Below are 19,558 nucleotides of genomic sequence, written 5' to 3'. Positions count from 1 at the left end.
GCAACGTCGTGGATGCAGCGCTTTCACGAGACCATCCGTGTCTCGTGAAAGTCAATCCACGATTACGTTTTCGGAGAAGACCTGTCGTTCAGTGAGGATTCGAGCCCGAAGGCACGGGCGGCGGCAACGGCAGGGTGAGCGGTGTCTTCGGTGCGTCCGGCGAGGACTCGCCCGCGCCGCCGATTCCCGTCCGAGACTCGTCGTCCTTTGGCTGCTCGATGGGCCGGCCCACGTACTGCACGTTGTCGTTGTTGCTGATGGCGAAGCGCACGAGCGTGCGCAGCACCTTGTTGCGCCGCACGTTGCCCACCACTTCCCGCAGATCCTCGTACACCGTCGGATCCTTCAGGATGCCGCCCAGCGAGCCCTCACCCTTCGCCACCATGGACGTAATCTGCTTGATGTCCGCCGCCGCGCTCCCCAGGTCCGACAGCATGTTGCCCGCGTTCCCGTAGACCAACTGGTGCACCGCGCCGTCCGGATTCTTCCTCGCGTCCTCCATCAGCAACGCGAGCTGCCCCGCCGCCGCGCCCAGCTCGCCCAGCGCCTTGGCGCCGTCCTTTCCGTAGATGAGCGCGTGCGCCGTGCCGTCGCCGTTCTCCACCTCGTTGAGCAGGCCCTCCACGTGCCCCAGTGCCTTCTCCATCCGCAGCGCCGTGCGCGAGGCATTCGCCATCAACCGCTTCACCTCGTCGCCCGTCTGTTTGTCATAGATGAGCGCGTGCAGGGCGCCGTCTCCCGTCTCCACCTCCTCGAGCAGCTTGCGCAGGCTCTTCATGCTGGCGGCGAGGTCCTCGGTCACCTGCGGACTGGCGAGCTCTTCCACCGACTTGCGCAGCGTGCGGCTCACGGCCAACGTGTCATCCATCACCTGCGCCGCGCTGCGCAACAGCGAGGACATGTCCGCGCCGCCCGCGCTCGGAATCTCCGCCCCCGGATCCAGCGGTTTCTGGTCTGGCGAGCCGATGGTGATGTCCACGGCCTTGTCGCCCAGCACGCCCATGCTCGACAGCCGCGCCACCGAGTCTCCCCGCACCCGCGACGCGTGCTGCGCGCTCATCCGCAGCACCACCTCCAGCCGCTTCTCCCCGGGCCTCGAGGGGAAGTTCAACCCGGCCACCCGGCCCACCTCCAGGCCGCCCAGCCAGACCGGAGAGTCCTCGGACAGGCCCTCCACGTTCTCGAAGTAGGTGCGGTACTCCACATCCTTCTGGAACAGGCGGGTCTCTTCTCCGATGAGGAAGACGACGAGGCCCGCCAGCGCCAGCGCCATGGCCACGAAGGCGCCCACCCGCAGCGCCCGGCGCTTCTCCTCCGAGGTGGTGCTGAAGATGCTCATCGCGCTTCCTCCTGGATCCACAGCTCCTGCCGCCGCGCGTCCAGGAAGGCCCGGACCTCCGGCACCGTGGACTCCTTCATCTCCTCCGGCGTCCCCACCTGCACGATGCGCCGGTTGGCCAGCATCGCGATGCGATCGGACACCGTGAAGGCACTCATCATGTCGTGGGTCACCACGATGGACGTGCACCCGAGCTGCTTCTGCATGGAACGAATCATCTGGTTGATGTTCTCGGTGGTAACGGGATCCAACCCCGTGGTGGGCTCGTCCCAGAGGATGACCTCCGGATCCGTGGCGATGGCCCTCGCCAGGCCCACGCGCTTCTTCATGCCGCCAGACAGGTCCGCGGGCTTCATGTCCTCGATGCCCGGCAGGTCCACCAGCTCCAGCTTCCGGGCCACCCGCTCGCGAATCTCCTCCGGCGGCATCTGTGGGAAGTGCTCGCGCAACGGGTAGGCGATGTTCTCCCCCACCGTCAGCGAGTCGAAGAGCGCCGCGCCCTGGAACACCATCGCCACGTGCCGGCGCACGTCGATGAAGTCCTCCTCTCGGAACTCCGTGAGCTCCTGCCCCTCGAAGACGATGCGTCCCTCATCCGGCCGCAGCAGCCCGATGAGGCACTTGAGCAGCACGCTCTTTCCCGTGCCCGAGCCGCCAATCACCGTGAGCGTCTCGCCCGCGCGCACGGAGAGCTGAAGGTCATCGTAGACGCGCTTGGGCCCGAAGGACTTCTTCAGGTGCTCGAAGCGGATGAGCTCCTCGCCCCGGGTGGGCGGCTGGAATTTCAGACGAGGCGTGCGGTGACGGAAGAGCATCTCAGAGGGACAGGGTGAGCTTGGTGATGAAGAAGTCGGCCAGACACACGGAGACGGAGGTGATGGCCACCGTCTGCGTGGTGGCGCGGCCCACGCCCTCGGTGCCGCCCTCGACGGTGAGCCCCTTGAAGCAGCCCACCACTCCGATGATTCCGCCGAAGACGAAGCCCTTGAAGACGCCAGAGAGGAAGTCGCTCATCAGCACGACGTCGATCGCTCCCTGGAAGAACAGATGGAAGCTGATGTTGTACTGCACGTTCACCACGAGGGCGCCTGCCACCATGCCCACGACATCCGCCAGCACGGTGAGCGCGGGCGTGAGCAGCAGACAGGCCAGCACCCGGGGCACCACCAGCTTGCGCAACGGGTCCGCCCCCAGCGCGCGGATGGCGTCCACCTGCTCGGTGACCGTCATGGAGCCCAGCTCCGCGGCGATGCCCGAGCCCACGCGCGCCCCCACGGTGAGGGCGATGAGCACCGGGGACAGCTCACGGAAGAGGGTGAGCACCACCACCCGGCCCACCGTGTATTGCACGCCGAAGCGCGCCAGGAAGTAGCCGAACTGCAGCGCGATGACCAGGCCGGCGAAGATGGCCGTCAGCAGGGCGATGGGCAGCGAGCGCACCCCCAGCGCCTCCATCTGGTAGACGAGCGCGGACGGCGCATACGGCGGGCTCACCGCGCGCACCGCCACCTGGCCCGTCATCACCACGAGCGAGCCCAGCCGCTCCAGCCGCTCGCCCATGCGCTGGAGGAAGGAGCCGCCCATCGTGTTGATGGCCCCCGCCTGCGAGGCCTCCACCGGCCGGCGGGCCCGGTGGTGGTGGAGATCGGCACCCGTGCTCATGACGCGTCCTCCGCGTGGAAGCCGTGCACCAACGACTCGAAGCCCTCGAGCCGCTCCTCGTAGCGCCCCAGCGGCGCCACGTAGGTGAAGTCGTAGACACACTGGTCCTTCTTGAGCACCAGGAAGAGCAGCTCCACCGGCACCCCATCCAGCTTGGCGCGGAAGCGCGAGCGCAACGCCTCACGCTCGTCCACCACCACCTTCTGCTGCTCCACCTCCAGCCGCTCGGTGAAGCCGATGACGAGGTGGCGCGTGAGCACGTCCAGCGGCGCGTCCTCGTGCTCCCGGCAGGTGGAGTTCACCGAGAGCGCGTGGCCCGTCTCCCCGGTGTACCAGGCCAGGTCGTTGTTGGGCAGCTTCACCCGCTCCCAGCCGGGCGGCAGCGCGCCGAGCCGGTAGCGCACCCCGGGTTTGGAGAACACCTGGTGCTCGAAGCGCACCCCGCGGTGGCAACCCACGGCGGAGGCGAGCAGCAAGGACAGCGGAAGGACGTGGCGGAAGACAGCCCTGCTCATCGCCGCGAGGGTAGGCACCCATGCAAGAGGCGGTGAGTTGTCGCGGGAATGAAAGGTTGAATGCCCGCCACGCGGAGGGCTGCCGGACGTGCCGGGCGCACGCCGCGCCGAGCGTTCCTCCAATGGTGAACAGATGCGGATGTTAGGGCCTGAACCCTTGCTTCTGGGAAATCCGGAGGAGGAGGCACCTCATGGATGGTGGGTTGGGACTGTTCGGATTGGGATTGTTCCTGCTGTCGATTGCCCTCCTGTATGCCCGGGAGGCATTCGGGCTGGCGTGGCTGCTGTTGGCGATGTCGCTCGTCTCCATGGGGCTGGCCATGTCGGAGTCGCCCCGGCGGCGGGAGGTGGCACTGGGCATCGGGGTGGTGTGCGTTCTGTCGGCGCTGGTGAGTCTGGCCTTCGCGGTGTCGTGGTGGTGGGTGGTGGCCACGGCGGTGTTTGGCGTGGCCTACCTGGTGCTGTGGGCGGAGTTCCGCTTCCCCTACTTCCAGCACGTGACGCAGGAGGCCGCGGGGCCGAGCACCCCGCTCATGCGGCGCTTCCGCCTGCGCCGGAAGGCGTGAAGACACGGCGGCCCGCCGTGGCACCCACGGCGGGCCGGTGAGGAGACGAGGAACCTGGAAGACGTCTAGAGCTGGCCCTTCTGCTGGAGCACCCAGAGGGTGGCGGCGACGATGTCCGGGCAGTCGTAGACGCGCTGGGCCTCGCCCACGGAGCTCCAGCTGGAGCCCCCCTTGTAGATGCGGCCGTTCTCGATGGTGGCCTGGGTGCTGCCGCCCACCTCGACGGCGTAGTCACCGCCGCGTTTGACGGCCTTGCCCCGGGTGCTGCCACCCTTCTCGATGACAATGTCCGCGCCCGAGGTGCGCACGGTGTACTGGGTGCTGCCGCCCTTCTCCACCCGGTTGCCTTGGCACTTGTAGTCGGCGGCCAGGGCGGGCGCCGGGGCCAGCGTGAGCACGGCGAGCAGCATCGACATCTTCTTCACGAAACTCCTCCAGGGAATGGGACGCGCGGTCCCATGGACCCGACGTACCACCCGGGCCTGACATGCCGCGTCGTAACTGGAGGATTCTTTGAATTCACAGCACTCTCCGGCCGGGTCGCGCGGTGGCCTCCAGGGGGACTCATACTGGGCGTCCTGTAACGCCACGCGCCCCGGAGCCCCCATGCATCGCCTCGCCGCCTTCGTGCTCGTCCTGTCGCTGCTCCTGCCGGGGAGGGCCCTGCCCGCGGTGGCGCTGGAGCTCGCCGATGGGCAGAGCGTCGACCTGGATGCGCTCCAGCGGCAGGTGGTGGGCCCGGGGTGCTCGGGGAAGCTGCTGGGTTTGAAGGAGCACCCGTTCTCCGAGGCCCAGGTGGCGTGTGATGCCTTCCTGTCCTTCGCCCTCGTGCAGGCCTCGCTCGAGGGGAAGGCGCCACCGGATGTCCGCGAGCGGCTGGGGGCCCTGCTCACGGATGCGCTCGGCCGGGCCCGCTCGCCCTTCCGCAACACCGGGAGCACGCGGGTGGCCGGGCACTCGCTGCCGCGCAGCGTGTTGTACCGGGGGTTCCTGCTGTTGATGCTCGCGGGGGTGGAGCGCGCGGGCCTCGCGAGCGAGGAGCACCGGACGCTCTTCGACGCGCTCGCGGCCCAGACGGCGGAGGCAGTCGCGAAGCAGCCGCTGCTGCCGAGCTTCGGGGAGAGCATCTGGCCCTGTGACAACGCGCTCGCGGCCTCGGGGCTGCTGCTGCATGGGAGGCTGCGGGGCAGCGAGGCGTCACGGGCCGCGGGCGAGCGGTGGGTGGCGCACCTGGCGAAGCTCTCGGAGTCACCGGGCGGGTTTCCCACGCAGGTGGATGCGAAGGGGCGCATCCTGAAGAAGACGCCGCGAGGAACCGTGCTGGCCTGGACCGCCGCGTTCCTGGCGATGAGCGGGACCCCGGCGGCGAGGACCTTCGCCGACGTGTTGTTGAAGGACTTCTGCGAGCACGTGCCTCTCTTCCCGAGCGCCGCGGCCTGCCGCGAATGGCCCCGGGGCGTGGAGCGGGGCGCGGATGCGTCGAGCGGGCCCATCATCGGCGGCTATGGACAGGGAGCGACGGCGCTGGCGATCGCCGCCACGCGGGCCTCGGAGGAATTGGCCGGGTGGCACACGGCCCTGCGCACCACGGCGATGCTCGGAGGCATCCAGAAGCACGTCTCGCAGCCGGGGAAGTTCCCGCTGGAGACGTCGCTGTACCTGTGGGCCACGAGCCTGCGGCCCTGGTAGCATGTAGGAGTTCGAACCTGAATGGACCGGCCAGATGGCCTGTTCCCTCGCAACAGGCGGTCTGTTGCTGTTGCCGGACCCTGGCGTGAAACGGCGGTTCTCCGGTGTTGTAGAGGACCATGGACGTCGTTGAATCAGGAAGACGTGGAGGACTGAATGAGTGAAGTGATCGTCGTCTCCCTGGTGGGCATGGTGGTGTTCGGAGGCCTCTTCGTCCTTCTGTGCCCGGAGTGGTGGAGCAACAGCCTGGGCATCATCAAGGAGAAGCAGAAGAACGCCGAGCCCCAGGCCCCCCAGGCGGACAAGCAGGCGGTGGCTCGCCAGGCCGAGAGGCCGTAGGCGGCATCAGGGCTTCGGAGCGAGCCCCAGCAGTGCCTCGATGAGCGGATTGCGCTGCGCGCTCTTGCGCCAGGCCACGTAGATGGGGAATTCGCGCGCCGGCTCGGTGAGAGGCCGCGCCACCACGCCGGGGACCTGCGGCCCGCGAGGCTGCAACGAAGCCAGCAGCGAGTAGCCAAGCCCCGCCGCGACGAAGCCGAGGATGGTCTCGGACGAATCCGCCGCGTACATCCGCTGCGGCACCACGCCGTGGTGTGAGAGCGCCGCGAGTTGCAGGTCCCTCAACTGCGGATCCGAGCTGTAGGTGATGAAGGGCTCGTCCCGGAACGGCTCGGGGCTCGCCGGTCCCTTGCGCGCGAGCCGGTGGTTGGACGGGAACACGAGGAAGGCGCGCGTCTTGCCCACCTGCCGGGCCTCCAGGTCCGCGGGCACCTCGGGCAGGTGGTCCACCAACAGATCGGCCTCGCCCGAGCGCACCAGGGACACCGCAGGCACCTTCGCCTCGAAGAGGGCCACCTCGATGTCGGGCCGCTGGCCCTGCAGCCGCCGCAGCCACGGTGGCAGCAGGTGGCGCAGGGTGTGCCCCGAGGCGTGGATGCGCAGCCGCCCTCCCACCGTGCCCGAGCGCAACGAGCGCTCCATCGAGGACAGGCCCTCGTAGAAGGGGGCCAGGTACTCGTAGAGCACGCGGCCCTGCGGCGTGAGGATGACGCGATCCTTGCCCACCCGCTCGAAGAGGCGCACGCCCAGCTCGGACTCCAGCCGCTTCACCTGCTGGTGCACGCCGGGCTGGGTGATCGGATACGGAAAGGAACGAGCCGCCCGGGCGTACCCCTCGCAACGTGCCACCCAGTAGAAGCCCTCGAGACGCTGGAGCTGAATCATTCACTGGAGGTTATCGAAGGACGAGCCATTAGTTCCATGCGGTTTGCGAGGAACGGGTGCATTCTGTGTCTCGTCAACGCGCTTCCACCGGAAGCGCCCTTCGAACGAGGTTCACAATGGCCCGCCCCAACACCTCCGCCGTGCAGCCCACCCACAGTGGCGCCTGGATCATCCAGGCCTGGCTCTCCTTCGCGCTGGCTATCGGTGTGATGGCCATCGGCATCTACCACCTGCCCGTCGACGGCTGGCAGAAGGCCTTCCTGGGCATGGGCCTGCTCTTCAGCATCGGCTCCACCTTCAGCCTGTCCAAGACGGTGCGCGACCAGCACGAGCAGGACCGGCTCACCGCCCGCATCGACGAGGCCCGCGTCACCAAGCTGCTCGCCGAGGTGGACCCCGTGGCCCTGAAGTAAACCGGCCTGATATACCCAGGGCATGGTGTCCAGTCCCGCGCTGCCCCGCCCCGGGTCCTCCTCCGCTCCCTGGTTGGAGGAGCTCGACATCCTCATCCGAGCCCGCTACCCGCTCCTCTACCTGGTGTCGTGGGAGGAGCACCGTGTGGACTCGCTGCTCGCGGACATGGCCCGCGCCCACGGCAAGGTGCTCCTGTCCTGGTCCATCACCCGGGGCCTGCGCTACCTCGGCGGCTCCCGCGGCCCCGCGCTCCCCGAGGACACCCGCAACCCCATCGATGCGCTCGCCGCCATCGAGAAGCTCACCGAGCCCTCGCTCGTCGTGCTCAAGGACTTCCACCCCTACCTGGAGGAGAAGTCCGTGGTGCGCGCCCTGCGCGAGCTCGCCCACGCACTCAAGAGCACCTTCACCACCGTCATCCTCCTGTCCCCCACGCTCGTCATCCCCACCGAGCTGGAGAAGGAGGTGTCCGTCCTCGACGTCCCCCTGCCCGGCTTCCAGGAGCTGATGAACCTGCTCAAGGAGATCGTCGCGGTGGTGCGCCGGGGCAACAAGGCCACCATCGAGCTGTCTCGCGAGCAGGCCGCGCAGCTCATCCAGGCGGCCCAGGGCCTCACGCTGTCGGAGGCCGAGAATGCCTTCGCCAAGGCCATCGCCCACGACGGCAAGCTGAGCGCCGAGGACATCCGCCGCGTCCAGGACGAGAAGCGCCAGGTCATCCGCAAGAGCGGGCTGCTCGAGTACTACCCGCCGGAGCAGGACCTGGGCAACGTCGGCGGATTGCAGAACCTCAAGCAGTGGCTCACCCAGCGCACCGCCGCCTTCGGCGAGCGCGCCCGCCAGTTCGGCCTCCCCGAGCCCCGCGGCCTGCTGCTGCTCGGCGTGCAGGGCTGCGGCAAGAGCCTCACCTCCAAGGCCATCGCCGCGCACTGGAACCTGCCCCTGTTGCGGCTCGACATGGGCCGCATCTTCAGCGGGCTCGTCGGCTCCTCCGAGGAGAACCTCCGCAAGGCCATCCGCGTCGCCGAGAGCATCGCCCCCGTGGTGCTCTGGGTGGATGAGATTGAAAAGGGCCTGTCCGGCGTTGCCTCCTCGGGCACCACGGATGGCGGCGTCACGGCCCGCGTCTTCGGCACGCTGCTCACCTGGCTCCAGGAGAAGACGTCTCCCGTCTTCGTCGTCGCCACCGCCAACCGGATTGAGGGCCTCCCCCCCGAGCTGCTGCGCAAGGGCCGCTTCGATGAGATCTTCTTCATCGACCTGCCCGAGGCCGCCGAGCGCCGGGAGATCTTCCGCATCCACCTGCAGCGCCGGAAGCGCGACCCGGCCGCGTTCGATTTGAACACGCTCGCCAGCCTGGCCGAGAACTTCAGCGGCGCGGAGATTGAACAGGCCATCATCGCCGCGCTCTACGAGGCCTTCGGCCATGGCGTGGAGCTGGAGCAGCGCCACATCGCCGGGGCGCTCCAGGAGACCGTCCCGCTCGCCATCACCATGCGCGATGACATCGTCCGGCTGCGCGAGTGGGCCCGCGGGCGCACCCGTCCCGCCTCGTCGTCCGGCAGCTCGAAGAAGGAGTAGGCGATGTCCACCAACAAGTCCCGTTTCCTCCACCTCGAGCGCGCACGCGGAGAGAAGCCCGGCCCCGACGGACAGGTGCGGCTGCAGGACGGCGGCCGCTTCGAGTCCGTGGCCGGTCCTGGCACGACCGAGACACCCGCCTCCGTCTCCGTCCCCGAGGCCCATGTCGAGCGCTTCAAGCTCCATGGGCAGACGCCCCTGGCGCTCGATGCCGAGCCCACGCGGGGACAACACTTTCCGCGCTGCGTCCGGTGCGAGGCGGAGAACGGCCGCTTCGCCCGGGAGTGCTCGCGGTGCGGCGCGGACCTCCAGTCTCCCGAGCAGCTCGCCTACGACGTGGAGCGCGCCCAGGCCCGTGAGCAGGCCGAGGCCGAAACGCGGGAGCAGATGCAGGCCCTCCAGAAGGCCCACCAGGAGGCCACCGCAGAGCAGCTCGCCGAGAAGCAGCGGTACATGGAGCAGCTGAAGCTGGCGCTCGAGAAGGAGCGCTCGTTCATCGGCCGGCTCCAGCCCCTCTTCGACCCGTGTCTCGCCGTGGGGCTGCTGCGGAGCCTTCCCTCCACGCGCATGCGCTGGAGGGTCGGCGGCGGTGTCCCTGCCTTGACCTTCCTCCTCGTTACCTTCGGCAACAAGCCCCTGCGGATGATCGGGCTCTACCTGAGCGTGCTCGTCATCGTGAGCATCATTCCCACCTCGATGCTCACCGCCGGGCGCGGTGGGCGCTGGCGGTAGCGCGGCCGGAGATTGTTCTACGCGGGCTCGTCCGCGTGTTGCGCCTGTGCCGGGGGCTCCTGTACCGGCGCCACGCTCGTCACTGCTCCCGTCCGCACTCCCAGCCACAGCGTGTCCTGCGCCGCCGCTCCCCTCACCAGCCCCGCATCCGTCGTCGTCAGGAAGACCTGCGCCCCGCTCGCCGCCAGGTAGTTCATCAGGTACGCGTTGCGCTCCGGGTCCAGCTCGCTCGACACGTCGTCCAGCAGCAGCAACGGCAGGAACCCCATCGCCGCTTCCAGGTTCTCGATCTCCGCGATCTTCCACCCCAACACCAGTGCCCGCTGCTGGCCCTGGCTCGCGTACGCCCGCGCGCTCCTCGCCCCCAGCGTCACCGTCACGTCGTCCACGTGCGGCCCCACCGACGTGAAGCCCCGGTCCAGGTCCCTCCGCGACCGCGCCGCCAGCGCCTCCCTCAACGCCACCGCCAGCGCCGCCTCGTCCGCCCCCGCGAAGTCCACGTCTCCCAGGTGCGCCGGGTGGTACCTGTATGCCGCCGGCTCCGGCGTCCGCCCGATGGAGGCGAATGTCGCCTGCGCCCTCGGCGCCAGCTCCGCCATCAGCGCCCGCCGCCGCGCGTACACCCGCGCTCCCGTCTTCGCCAACGTCTCGTCGTAGGCTTCCAGGTACGCCGCATCCACCGGGCCCGACTTCAACAGCCGGTTGCGGTTCTTCAGCGCCCGCGCGTACTCGCGGCTCTCCCTCAGGAACGCCGGGAAACGGTTGAACACCGCCCGGTCCAGGAAGGCCCTGCGCGACTCCGGCCCTCCCTTCACCACCTCCAGGTCGTCCGGCGTGAAGGCCACCACCGACACGCCCCCGAAGTACTCCTCCAGGCTCGCCGCCTTCTTCCCGTCCACGAAGGCCTGCCGCACCCCTCCCGCCACCTCGACCGAAATCTCCCGCTCCGCTCCCTTGAGCAGGAAACGGCCCGTCACCCGCGCCGACGGAGAGCCCCACCTCACCAGCTCCGACAGCCGCCCCGCTCGCAAGGGCTTGAGCGTCGCCAGGAAGTAGAGCGCCTCCAGCAGATTCGTCTTCCCCTGGCCGTTCTGCCCCACCGCGATGGACGCGTGCACACTCGGCGCCAGGGTCACCTGGCCAAGGTTTCGGAAGTCCTGAACGTGGAGTGCCAGCAGCCGCACGGGAGGCCTTTCTCCCATCCGTACACGTGTGCGTCCAGGTTAAAGCCCTACCCTGACACCCTCCCCTCCCGAGACCGCCCGGCTGCTTCCCTCGCCCGCTGCACCAGCCCCGGCAGATCCTCCGGTTCGCTCCCCGCCTGTCCGCTCCCCGGCCGGACGAGGACATTCCGCTCCGGGGAGAAGAGCCGCGCCGGCATCTGCCCCTGCCCTCGCAGCCGGATGAAGAGGCGCAGCGACTCGCGCAGCCGCTCCGCGTCCGGGCCCGTCTCGGACCTCGCCCGCTGCGCCGCCGTCCACAGCCGCACCCACGCGGCCTCCTCGTTCCACGGCCCCTCCGGACGCGCCCGGGACAACGCCGCCAGCTCCGCCGCCACCTCCAGCAGCCCCGCCCGTCCCTCGCTCAGCACCTCCGAGGCCGCCAGCCGCGCCTGCGCCGGGCCCTCCCGCTCCACCAGCCAGCCGAGCAACTCCGGCCACTCCTCCTCCCGCGGCACCACGGGCGACAGCCGCGACTCCAGCAGCGCCTTCAGCCGCGCTCGCGCCAGGTCCTGCCAGAAGGCCGCGTGCTGCAGCAGCTCCGGTCCGCTGCGCGGAGGGTGCACCGGCGCCCGCTTCATCCCCTTCTCCAGGAAGGCCCTCACCCGGCCCGTGCCGTCGAAGCGGTCCAACCGCGCCCACAGCGCCGCCAGCGCCTCGTCCGCCAGGGGCAGCGCCCGCCGGAGCTCGTCCACCTCCGCCGCGTCGAAAGGCAGTGCCCCCTCGGGGGCCGGACGTTTGAAGACGCGCTCGAGGACCTCCGCCGCCGCGCAGGCGGCCCGAAGCTCCGTGAGGTTGCGCGGCAAAATCTCCACCGCCTGGGCCCACAGCCGCCGCCCCAGCAGCGGCCCCGCGTCCAACACCTCTTCCTCCAGCTTCAGCAGCGCCTCGCCGAGCAGCTCCGGCTTCTTCTTCGCGATGAGCCGCCGCTCCACCGTCCACGCGATGGCCTCGCGCAACCGGCTCACCTCGGCCAGCAGCTTCATCGGCGCCGAGCCCGCCGGCCAGCCCTCCGCCTCCGCGCGCCGGGCCACTGCCTCCAGCGTAGCGTCCACCTGGGGCTGGGCCAGCGCCACCTCGCGCAACAGCTCCAGGTTCGTCCGCACCCGGTCCTTCCAGAAGAAGGCCCGCAGCAGCTTGTGCAGCGCGCGGTAGCGCAGACGGGTGGCTTCGAGCAGATCCGCGCGCTCCTCCAGCCGCGCTCGCAGGTTGTCCGGATGGGTGGCCACGGTGGCGTCCAATATAGGGACACCCAGACGCCATGGCAGGCCCCCCCGGCGTCCTCCCGGGGTGACGAGTAAACGATGAGGCCCTCCGGCACTCGACGTCCGGCACGGTGCATGGGAAGAAGTGTCGGACCCGGGCGACAGGTTCCAGACATGGATCCGGACGTGCGCACCCTGGAGGTCTTCCGCCTCGTGGATACGAACTACACGCTGCTCACCTCATCCGCGGAGGACACCTTGATTCGTGCCGAGCCCTTCGATGCCCTGGAGTTCAGGCTGGGCATTCTCTGGGGCAGGTGAGATGGCCCCCCGCAAGCTCCCCCGGCACCTCGTCTGGCTCGAGTCCTTCGCGGCCGCCGTCGAGTCCGGCAGCATCGAAGGCGCCGCCGAGCACCTGGGCGTGGCCCGCTCCGTCGTCAGCGAGCACATCCGCGCCCTCGAGGAGACGCTCGCCGATGGTCAGCCCCTGCTGGAGCGCGGCCCCGGCCGCCGCCTCCACCTCACCGCCCGAGGCGAGAAGCTCTACGAGGGCACCCAGACGCCCCTCCACCAGTTGGACCTCAAGCGCCTGAGGGACCTGGCCAGCGCCGAGGCCAGCCTGCGCCTGGGCCTCAACCCCACGCTCTCCAACTTCCTGCTCGCCGGCATCGCCGGAGACGTGGCCCGGGCCGGCATCAAGCTGGAGGTCAGCTTCGGCGGTACCTTCGAGCTCGTGCGCCAGGTGCAGACGCGCCAGTTGGACCTCGCCGTGGACTTCACCCCCCTGCCCCCGCACCGCGGCGTCGAGGCCGAGCCCCTGCTGAACCTGCCCTTCGTCGTGCTCGCCGGCCCCGGCAGTGAGTTGTCCGCGCGCCACAGCGCACGCCGCACCCTCCACGTGCGGGACCTGGAGGGCCAGCCCTTCGTGGACTGGCAGCGCGAGGACCCGTACGGCAGCGCCAACAGCGCGCGCTTCGCCGCCCATGAGGTCACCGTGCGCGAGGTGTCGCGCGTGCAGAGCTTCCTGCACCTCTTCGATCTGCTGCGCGCCTACCACGCCTGCGCCATCGCCCCCGACCTGCGGCTGCTGCGCTCCTTCCCGGAGGACCTCTCCGTCTGGCCCCTGCGCGAGGAGCAGCCCCAATTCGTCGAGGTGGTGACACTCCGTCCCTCGGGCGGCCCTGGCTCCGAGGCGGCGCAGATCGTCCTTGGCGGGCTGCGTCAGCGCCTCGCGTCAAAACGGCGGAAAATCGAATAAGACGTCGGTTTTTATCGGATTTCCGTCGAGGCCTCTCGTGCGTAGATTTTCACCACGGAGGAGCCCCCATGACGCCCACTGAACGGACCATTGCCCGGTTGCCCGCGCATCTGCGGCGCTACGTGGTGAGTCAGGACTACGACGCCTATACGCCGAGGGACCAGGCGGTGTGGCGTCACATCCTCGGCCAGCTGCGCAGCCACTTGTCCGACAAGGCCCACTCCGTCTACCTGGAGGGCCTGGAGGCCACCGGCATCGGACTGGAGCGCATCCCCAGCCTGGATGAGATGAACGAGAAGCTGTCCAAGCTGGGCTGGGCGGCGGTGAGCGTGCGCGGCTTCATCCCGCCCGCGGTGTTCACCGAACTGCAGGCACTGGGCGTGCTGGCGATCGCGGCGGACATCCGCACCCACGAGCACATCCAGTACACGCCGGCACCGGACATCGTCCACGAGAGCGCGGGCCACGCGCCCATCATCGCCAACACGCGCTACTCCGAGTACCTCAAGCGCTGTGGGCTGGTGGGCTTCAAGGCCATCGCCACGGTGGAGGACGAGGCCGTCTTCCAGGCCATCCGCAACCTGAGCGTGGTGAAGGAGGACCCCAGCGCGACGCAGGAGGAAATCCAGCACGCCCAGGATCGCCTGGAGGCGGCCAACCAGAGCCGGCGCTACGTGAGCGAGAGCACCCGCGCCTCGCGGCTCTACTGGTGGACGGCCGAGTACGGGATGATCGGCAACCTGGAGCGTCCGCGCATCTACGGCGCCGGCCTGCTGTCGAGCATCGGCGAGGCGAAGCACTGCCTCACGGACGCGGTGAAGAAGGTGCCGCTGAGCGTGGCGTGCGCGGACACCGAGTACGACATCACCCGCATGCAGCCGCAGCTCTTCGTGGCGCGGGACTTCGAGCACCTGTTCGAGGTGCTGAGCGAGTTCGAGGCGACGCTCGCCTGGAAGCGCGGCGGAGACTACGGGCTGAACGAGGCCATCCAGGCGCGTACGGTGAACCACCTGGTGCTGGCCGATGGACGGGAGATCACGGCGCGCGTGGTGGAGGCGCTGCCCGGGGTGCGTCCGGTGGCCGAGGGACTGAACAGCGCGCTGGTGCGGCTGGAGGGGCCGGTGATGGTGTCGCGCGAGGGGAAGAACGGGAGCAAGCCGTGGCCGGGCCTGGCGCTGGTGGCATTCGGTGAGGGGACGCTGCCGGACAAGGGGCCCTTCAAGCTGGAGCTGGCCAGCGGCCTGAAGCTGCAAGGCTTCGCGGTGGGCGGAGGCGAGGTGCTCAACCTGCGCGGCGAGCTGGACGGCCGCCCGGTGGAGCTGCCGAACGTGGCGATGCTGTTCCTGAGCACGGGGCTGCCCTCGGTGGCCGGTGGGCCGGCGGATCCGGGCACGTGGGACCGCTGGTTCGGCGAGCTCAACGCCTTCGCGGAGGGCGAGGGCGAGGCCAAGGCCCGCGAGAAGAAGGCCACGGCACTGCACCCGTCGTTGGCGGCGCTCTACCGCGAGGTGCGCACCATGCGCGAGTCGAAGAGCCTCGACCTCTCGCGCCTGGAGCAGCTCTCCAACGCCGCCACCGACTTCCGGGATGACTGGCTCCTCAAGGTCGAGGTCGAGGAGCTGAAGAAGTCCGCGCGGGCGTAGCTACGCCGGGAGCCGCCTCCCGGGAGTACAGAGGGCCTGAGTCCCCTTCGGGGTGATTCAGGCCCTTTTTCTATTCACGTTTCATTGCAACCGACCAAACTACCCCTTAGGTTTCAAGTACTTACGCCCAGCACATCTCTAATTTTCTATTCATCTTTCTATTCATGGACGCCCTCGAACGAATGCTTGGGACACTCGCTCGGTTGGGCGAGGCACAAGCGAAGGAGCTGGCCCGGGAGTTGGGCGTGTCCCAGCCGACCGTGTCCCGGCTGATCGAGGCCGCGGGCGACCGCGTGTGCCGGATGGGGCAGGCACGCGCGACCCGCTATGCGCGGACGCGCACGCTTCCAGGGCTTGGAACGAGGCTCCCCCTCTATCGGGTCAGTGAGGCGGGGAAGGTCGAGCCATTCGGAGCCCTGCACCTCCTCAAGGGGGGACGACACTGGCTCAGCGTCCCAGGGGGAACGGGGACGCTGTTCGAGGGGCTACCTCCCTTCGCCTCCGACATGAGCCCTCAGGGCTACGTCGGACGGACATTCAGCGCGCGGTACCCCGAGTTGGAGCTGCCGTCCCGATTGGGAGATTGGACCGATGACCATCGGCTCATCGCGCTGGCACGCCGAGGCGAGGATTGCGTCGGCAATCTCATCCTCGGTGACGAGTCCCTGAACCGATGGCTCGCGAGCACACTCGAGCCTACTGCTCGCACGGACTACCCGGATCTCGCCCGCCGCTCGGCCCTGGAGCAGCCAGGCTCCTCCGCCGGAGGAGAACACCCCAAGTTCCTGACGTACTCGGAAGGCCGGCACGTCCTGATCAAGTTCGTGAGTGATGATGCGGGCGCGGTTGCTCGCAGGTGGAGAGAGTTGCTCGTCTGCGAGAGCCTCGCGCTCGAAGTCGTCCACGAGGCCGGGCTCGACGCGGCCAGGACACAGTGGTTCGACGAGCGAGGCTACCGATTCCTGGAGGTCGAGCGCTTCGACAGGCTCGGAGAGCGAGGCAGACGTGGAGTGCTCTCACTCGAGGCTCTGGACCACGAGTACATCGGTGAATCCGGCCGTGGCGCATCCTGGACGCGAGTCACACCGAAGCTGCTGGAGAAGAAACTCATTGGACCCGAGGACGCGCGGCGCATCCGTTGGCTCGATGTCTTCGGGCAGCTCATCGGCAACACGGACCGCCACTTCGGCAATGTGAGCTTCCTGGAGCAGGGAGACGGCACGCTGCGCCTTGCCCCTGCGTACGACATGCTCCCGATGCTGTTCGCGCCCTCGGGTACGACCGTCGTCGATCGCACGTTCGAGCCCGCGCCACCGAGCGCGGACACACTGGATGTCTGGGCGGACGCGGCCCTCCATGCACAGGACTTCTGGACCCGAGTCATCGACTGTGCGGCGCTCGGAGAAGAGCTCCGGACCCTGGCGCACCAGTGCAGGAACACGCTGGAGGCACTCCGAAAGCGGGTGCCTCTCTGATTCCAGCACGGTGGGTGCCTTGAGCCCATGGGGCCAGGGCATTAGCGTCCCAACTCCGAGCCCCATGCACTTCCATCAAGACGCGACCGAGCGAAGGCGTAGGACGCGACGATCAAGCGCCAGGGCCTTCCGCCGTCTGGTGGGCCTCGTGCTCATCACGGCCTGGGCGGGACGCGCCGCCGCGGAGCCCCCTGCCCCCGCATCTCCGCCAGTCCAATCGGCCTCAGGCAGCAGCCGACCATCGCCCTGCGGGAACCTCTCCACCCAGTCCCTCCAGGGCTACAAGGTGCCCGGCCGGAAGCCGGACTCACAGATGCCCTGGGAGATCTTCCTCGGCAACGCCTCTCACCGGCTCATTGCATATATCTACGGCACGAGGTATCCGGCGAACGTTGTTTATTACAACAACCAAAACATCAAACGCATTCTTCAGGAACAAGATATCGGTGATTGGTCACTTCTCTCCGAGCACGAACAAGACATGCGCCCTGACATCACCGATGTCAGCGCCAAAAGGCTTTTCGAGATCAAACCCTACAATGAAAAAGGTCTCCAGGAAGGCAGTCTGGAGGCTCAGACATACCTGCTCGTATTGAACCGGACCGCATTGCCCAAGCATAGATTCGTGGCGGGTAAAGCATTCGAGGGCGAGATCCTGATCCAGTTCGCCCAGGGCCAATATATCTGGCGTCTGGAATGGTGTACCACCACACCAGGAGTCACCCTGTATCATTGGACTCGCAGCCGGGAGCATTTCGCGTCGAATGCGGCTGCGTATGAGGCAGCTCAATGGGTGGAGATCTCCGAACAGGAGTTGAAGAAGTACGGAGGATGGGTGGCTGAAGCCAGTGATGAAATGGTTGAGAGGCGCGAGCGCCTCACCACACTCAGCGGAGCCATCGGCGTAGCCATCGACGTGGTGGGCCAGGTGGCAATGCTCGTCATCTCCACCACGACGTCCGGAGGCGAGCGCGGCACCGCTCCACAAGGAGCAAAGGTCCTCCCCTTTCCTTCGAGCCCCCAACCCGCCGCACCTCCGGCACGATTGCCCAGGGCCGCAGGCATGTGACACGTCCAGCGTGGCCCGAGCCACGAACAAGGCCCCTCACACCATGGAACCGCTCCAGACCACCACACTCCAACTGCCGTGCTTCCTTCATGGCTCCTACTCCACCATCGAGAGTGCGACGAAGGGAGAGGGACACCGCTGTGGAGAGCAGTATCAGCTCAGGGGTTCGTTTCCCCAGCCACATGAACTGAGGGCGGTTGCTCCCGGCGAGGTGGTGTTCACGCACAACGTCGTCGACTTCCAGGACGAACTCCCGGCCTGGCGGCTGTACATGCTCTCGGAGGTCATCATGAGCATGTGCGAGGTGGACGAGAAGAACCATCGCTACCTCAGCCGCCTGTACGAGACCACTTTTCGGGAGACCGCATGGGGCGCGCTGTACTTCGCGCTCTCCGGACATGCCCCGGAAAGCGCGGAGCGCGTGGCGCCGCGCATCCAGGCCGTGCTCCAATTCTGGGACTCGCTCCAACACGGACGCTATCTCCACAAGAAGCTCAATACGTTCATGTCCCTGGAAGAGCTCATGACCGCCGCCTGTGGGTGGGCCATGGATGCCTGGTGCCCCGAGGGAGGAACCTCCGTGCCCTCCCGCTTCAGGGTGGCCTCGGAGCGCATGGCCCGCGCCACGCGAGAGGACTGTGTCGAGGCCATCCTGCGCCAATTGCCCCGCATCCTCCCGTTCGCCGACAGGAACCAGCTCAATCACCCAGAGGTCGTGATGGACTCCACCGCCTGGCGCGAGCACCTCGCCACGCTGGATGCCGCGGAATTCGACCGCATCTCCGGTGTACGCCCGGGTGCCGTGCTCGGACGCCTGTATGGGTGGGACAGGGAACTCGACGTACACTGAGCGCCGTTGAAGGAGCTCCATGCACTTCCATCAAGACGTCATCGCGGCCATCGGCAACACGCCCCTCATCAAGCTCCGGCGCGCTTCCGAGCTCACGGGCTGCACCATCCTCGGCAAGGCCGAGTTCCTCAACCCCGGCCAGTCCGTCAAGGACCGCGCCGCCCTCTTCATCATCCGTGACGCCATCTCCCGCGGCCGCCTCCGCCCCGGCGGCGTCATCGTCGAGGGCACCGCCGGCAATACCGGCATCGGCCTCGCCCTCGTCGGCAATGCCCTCGGCTACCGCACCGTCATCGTCATCCCCGACACCCAGAGCCAGGAGAAGAAGGACATGCTCCGCCTCGTCGGGGCCGAGCTCCTCGAGGTCCCCGCCGTCCCCTACAAGGACCCCAACAACTACGTGAAGGTCTCCGGCCGTCTCGCCGAGGCCCTCGCCGCCCGTGAGCCCCACGGCGCCATCTGGGCCAACCAGTTCGACAACGTCGCCAACCGCCAGGCCCACCTCGACACCACCGGCCCCGAAATCTGGCGCCAGACCGGCGGCCGCATCGACGGCTTCATCTGCGCCGTCGGCTCCGGCGGCACCCTCGCCGGTGTCGGCATGGCCCTCAAGGAGCGCAACCCCAACATCGTCATCGGCCTCGCCGACCCCATGGGCGCCGCCCTCTACCACTATTACGCCCACGGCGAGCTCAAGTCCGAGGGCTCCTCCATCTCCGAGGGCATCGGCCAGGGCCGCATCACCGCCAACCTCGAGGGCGCCCCCGTCGACGAGCCCTTCCAGATTCCCGACGAGGAGGCCCTCCCCGTCCTCTTCGACCTGCTCGAGCACGAGGGCCTCTGTCTCGGCGCCTCCAGTGCCGTCAACGTCGCCGGCGCCATCCGCCTCGCCCGGAAGCTCGGGCCCGGCCACACCCTCGTCACCGTGCTGTGCGACTCCGGCAACCGCTACGCCAGCAAGCTCTTCAACCCCGCCTTCCTCCGCTCCAAGGGTCTCCCCGTCCCCCGCTGGCTCGATCGCGACCCGGAAGCCCCCTCGGCCCGCTCCATCCTGCCCGGCGTGCTGCTCGCCAAGGCCTCCTGAGTCACCCGCACGGCGGGCTTCCGCTCCCGCCG

Annotated in this window: 21 protein-coding genes; 13 read left to right on the top strand and 8 right to left on the bottom strand. The window is 68.4% G+C overall.

Annotation, left to right across the window (positions count from 1 at the left end; all coding sequences use genetic code 11):
• Positions 1-88: 88 nt before the first annotated feature.
• The 4 genes from BO221_RS39060 to BO221_RS39045 all read right to left on the bottom strand — a co-directional run bounded on the left by BO221_RS39060 (position 89) and on the right by BO221_RS39045 (position 3,516).
• Positions 89-1,339, bottom strand: a complete 1,251-nt coding sequence (locus tag BO221_RS39060) for an MlaD family protein (protein ID WP_073565990.1) — start codon at positions 1,337-1,339, stop codon at positions 89-91.
• Positions 1,336-2,154, bottom strand: coding sequence for an ABC transporter ATP-binding protein (locus tag BO221_RS39055; RefSeq protein ID WP_073565989.1), 819 nt, complete (start codon positions 2,152-2,154; stop codon positions 1,336-1,338). Before BO221_RS39055 ends, BO221_RS39060 begins: the two co-directional genes overlap by 4 nt.
• 1 nt (position 2,155) lies before the next feature.
• Positions 2,156-2,923, bottom strand: a complete 768-nt coding sequence (locus tag BO221_RS39050; protein ID WP_052517498.1) for an ABC transporter permease — start codon at positions 2,921-2,923, stop codon at positions 2,156-2,158.
• Positions 2,924-2,997: 74 nt separating this feature from the next.
• Positions 2,998-3,516: a hypothetical protein gene (locus BO221_RS39045; protein WP_073565988.1), complete on the bottom strand. Its 519-nt coding sequence runs from the start codon at positions 3,514-3,516 to the stop codon at positions 2,998-3,000.
• Between the two features lie 191 nt (positions 3,517-3,707).
• On the opposite strand from BO221_RS39045, the gene BO221_RS39040 reads away from it, so the two are divergent.
• A complete protein-coding gene (locus BO221_RS39040) occupies positions 3,708-4,082 on the top strand; it encodes a hypothetical protein (RefSeq protein WP_073565987.1) in 375 nt (124 codons plus the stop codon).
• A 65-nt stretch (positions 4,083-4,147) separates the two neighbouring features.
• Here the strand turns inward: BO221_RS39040 and BO221_RS39035 are convergent, their stop codons facing one another.
• Positions 4,148-4,507: a hypothetical protein gene (locus tag BO221_RS39035; RefSeq protein WP_073565986.1), complete on the bottom strand. Its 360-nt coding sequence runs from the start codon at positions 4,505-4,507 to the stop codon at positions 4,148-4,150.
• A 181-nt stretch (positions 4,508-4,688) separates the two neighbouring features.
• On the opposite strand from BO221_RS39035, the gene BO221_RS39030 reads away from it, so the two are divergent.
• A complete protein-coding gene (locus BO221_RS39030; protein WP_233166458.1) occupies positions 4,689-5,771 on the top strand; it encodes a hypothetical protein in 1,083 nt (360 codons plus the stop codon).
• A gap of 156 nt (positions 5,772-5,927) precedes the next feature.
• Complete coding sequence (locus BO221_RS39025; RefSeq protein ID WP_073565985.1) at positions 5,928-6,110, top strand: hypothetical protein; 183 nt, start codon at positions 5,928-5,930, stop codon at positions 6,108-6,110.
• Positions 6,111-6,116: 6 nt separating this feature from the next.
• Here BO221_RS39025 and BO221_RS39020 read toward each other — a convergent pair whose 3' ends face one another.
• The gene (locus BO221_RS39020) at positions 6,117-6,995 is read right to left on the bottom strand and encodes a LysR family transcriptional regulator (RefSeq protein ID WP_073565984.1); all 879 of its coding nucleotides are present in this window, start codon (positions 6,993-6,995) and stop codon (positions 6,117-6,119) included.
• A gap of 116 nt (positions 6,996-7,111) precedes the next feature.
• On the opposite strand from BO221_RS39020, the gene BO221_RS39015 reads away from it, so the two are divergent.
• From BO221_RS39015 to BO221_RS39005, 3 genes are read left to right on the top strand one after another with little or no spacing between them, the layout of a single operon-like run.
• Entirely contained in the window at positions 7,112-7,408 is a 297-nt protein-coding gene (locus tag BO221_RS39015) for a YiaA/YiaB family inner membrane protein (protein WP_043388374.1), read from the top strand.
• A 22-nt stretch (positions 7,409-7,430) separates the two neighbouring features.
• Positions 7,431-8,990 (top strand): AAA family ATPase, encoded by a 1,560-nt coding sequence (locus BO221_RS39010; RefSeq protein WP_198956276.1) that lies wholly within the window; start codon positions 7,431-7,433, stop codon positions 8,988-8,990.
• 3 nt (positions 8,991-8,993) lie between these two features.
• Positions 8,994-9,722, top strand: a complete 729-nt coding sequence (locus BO221_RS39005) for a hypothetical protein (RefSeq protein ID WP_073565983.1) — start codon at positions 8,994-8,996, stop codon at positions 9,720-9,722.
• 17 nt (positions 9,723-9,739) lie between these two features.
• Here the strand turns inward: BO221_RS39005 and BO221_RS39000 are convergent, their stop codons facing one another.
• Both BO221_RS39000 and BO221_RS38995 read right to left on the bottom strand, forming a co-directional pair.
• Complete coding sequence (locus BO221_RS39000; protein WP_073565982.1) at positions 9,740-10,906, bottom strand: DNA replication/repair protein RecF; 1,167 nt, start codon at positions 10,904-10,906, stop codon at positions 9,740-9,742.
• Between the two features lie 47 nt (positions 10,907-10,953).
• Complete coding sequence (locus BO221_RS38995; RefSeq protein ID WP_073566262.1) at positions 10,954-12,171, bottom strand: hypothetical protein; 1,218 nt, start codon at positions 12,169-12,171, stop codon at positions 10,954-10,956.
• A gap of 150 nt (positions 12,172-12,321) precedes the next feature.
• Here BO221_RS38995 and BO221_RS55110 point away from each other — a divergent pair, with 150 nt between their 5' ends.
• From BO221_RS55110 to BO221_RS38965, 7 genes are all read left to right on the top strand, one after another.
• Positions 12,322-12,468: a hypothetical protein gene (locus BO221_RS55110; RefSeq protein ID WP_158079991.1), complete on the top strand. Its 147-nt coding sequence runs from the start codon at positions 12,322-12,324 to the stop codon at positions 12,466-12,468.
• A gap of 1 nt (position 12,469) precedes the next feature.
• The gene (locus BO221_RS38990; RefSeq protein ID WP_073565981.1) at positions 12,470-13,405 is read left to right on the top strand and encodes a LysR family transcriptional regulator; all 936 of its coding nucleotides are present in this window, start codon (positions 12,470-12,472) and stop codon (positions 13,403-13,405) included.
• 68 nt (positions 13,406-13,473) lie between these two features.
• Positions 13,474-15,048: an aromatic amino acid hydroxylase gene (locus BO221_RS38985; protein ID WP_073565980.1), complete on the top strand. Its 1,575-nt coding sequence runs from the start codon at positions 13,474-13,476 to the stop codon at positions 15,046-15,048.
• A 164-nt stretch (positions 15,049-15,212) separates the two neighbouring features.
• Positions 15,213-16,523, top strand: a complete 1,311-nt coding sequence (gene yjjJ, locus BO221_RS38980) for a type II toxin-antitoxin system HipA family toxin YjjJ (RefSeq protein WP_073565979.1) — start codon at positions 15,213-15,215, stop codon at positions 16,521-16,523.
• Between the two features lie 313 nt (positions 16,524-16,836).
• A complete protein-coding gene (locus BO221_RS38975) occupies positions 16,837-17,592 on the top strand; it encodes a hypothetical protein (RefSeq protein WP_073565978.1) in 756 nt (251 codons plus the stop codon).
• Positions 17,593-17,635: 43 nt separating this feature from the next.
• A complete protein-coding gene (locus tag BO221_RS38970) occupies positions 17,636-18,442 on the top strand; it encodes a hypothetical protein (RefSeq protein ID WP_073565977.1) in 807 nt (268 codons plus the stop codon).
• Positions 18,443-18,461: 19 nt separating this feature from the next.
• Positions 18,462-19,526, top strand: a complete 1,065-nt coding sequence (locus BO221_RS38965) for a cysteine synthase A (RefSeq protein ID WP_073565976.1) — start codon at positions 18,462-18,464, stop codon at positions 19,524-19,526.
• Positions 19,527-19,558 lie beyond the last annotated feature (32 nt).

Origin of the sequence: Archangium sp. Cb G35, from assembly GCF_001896145.1 — a bacterium.
GTDB classification, from domain to species: domain Bacteria; phylum Myxococcota; class Myxococcia; order Myxococcales; family Myxococcaceae; genus Archangium; species Archangium violaceum.
Note: the sequence above shows the minus strand (reverse complement) of the source record. Positions and strands in the feature narration are given on the sequence as shown.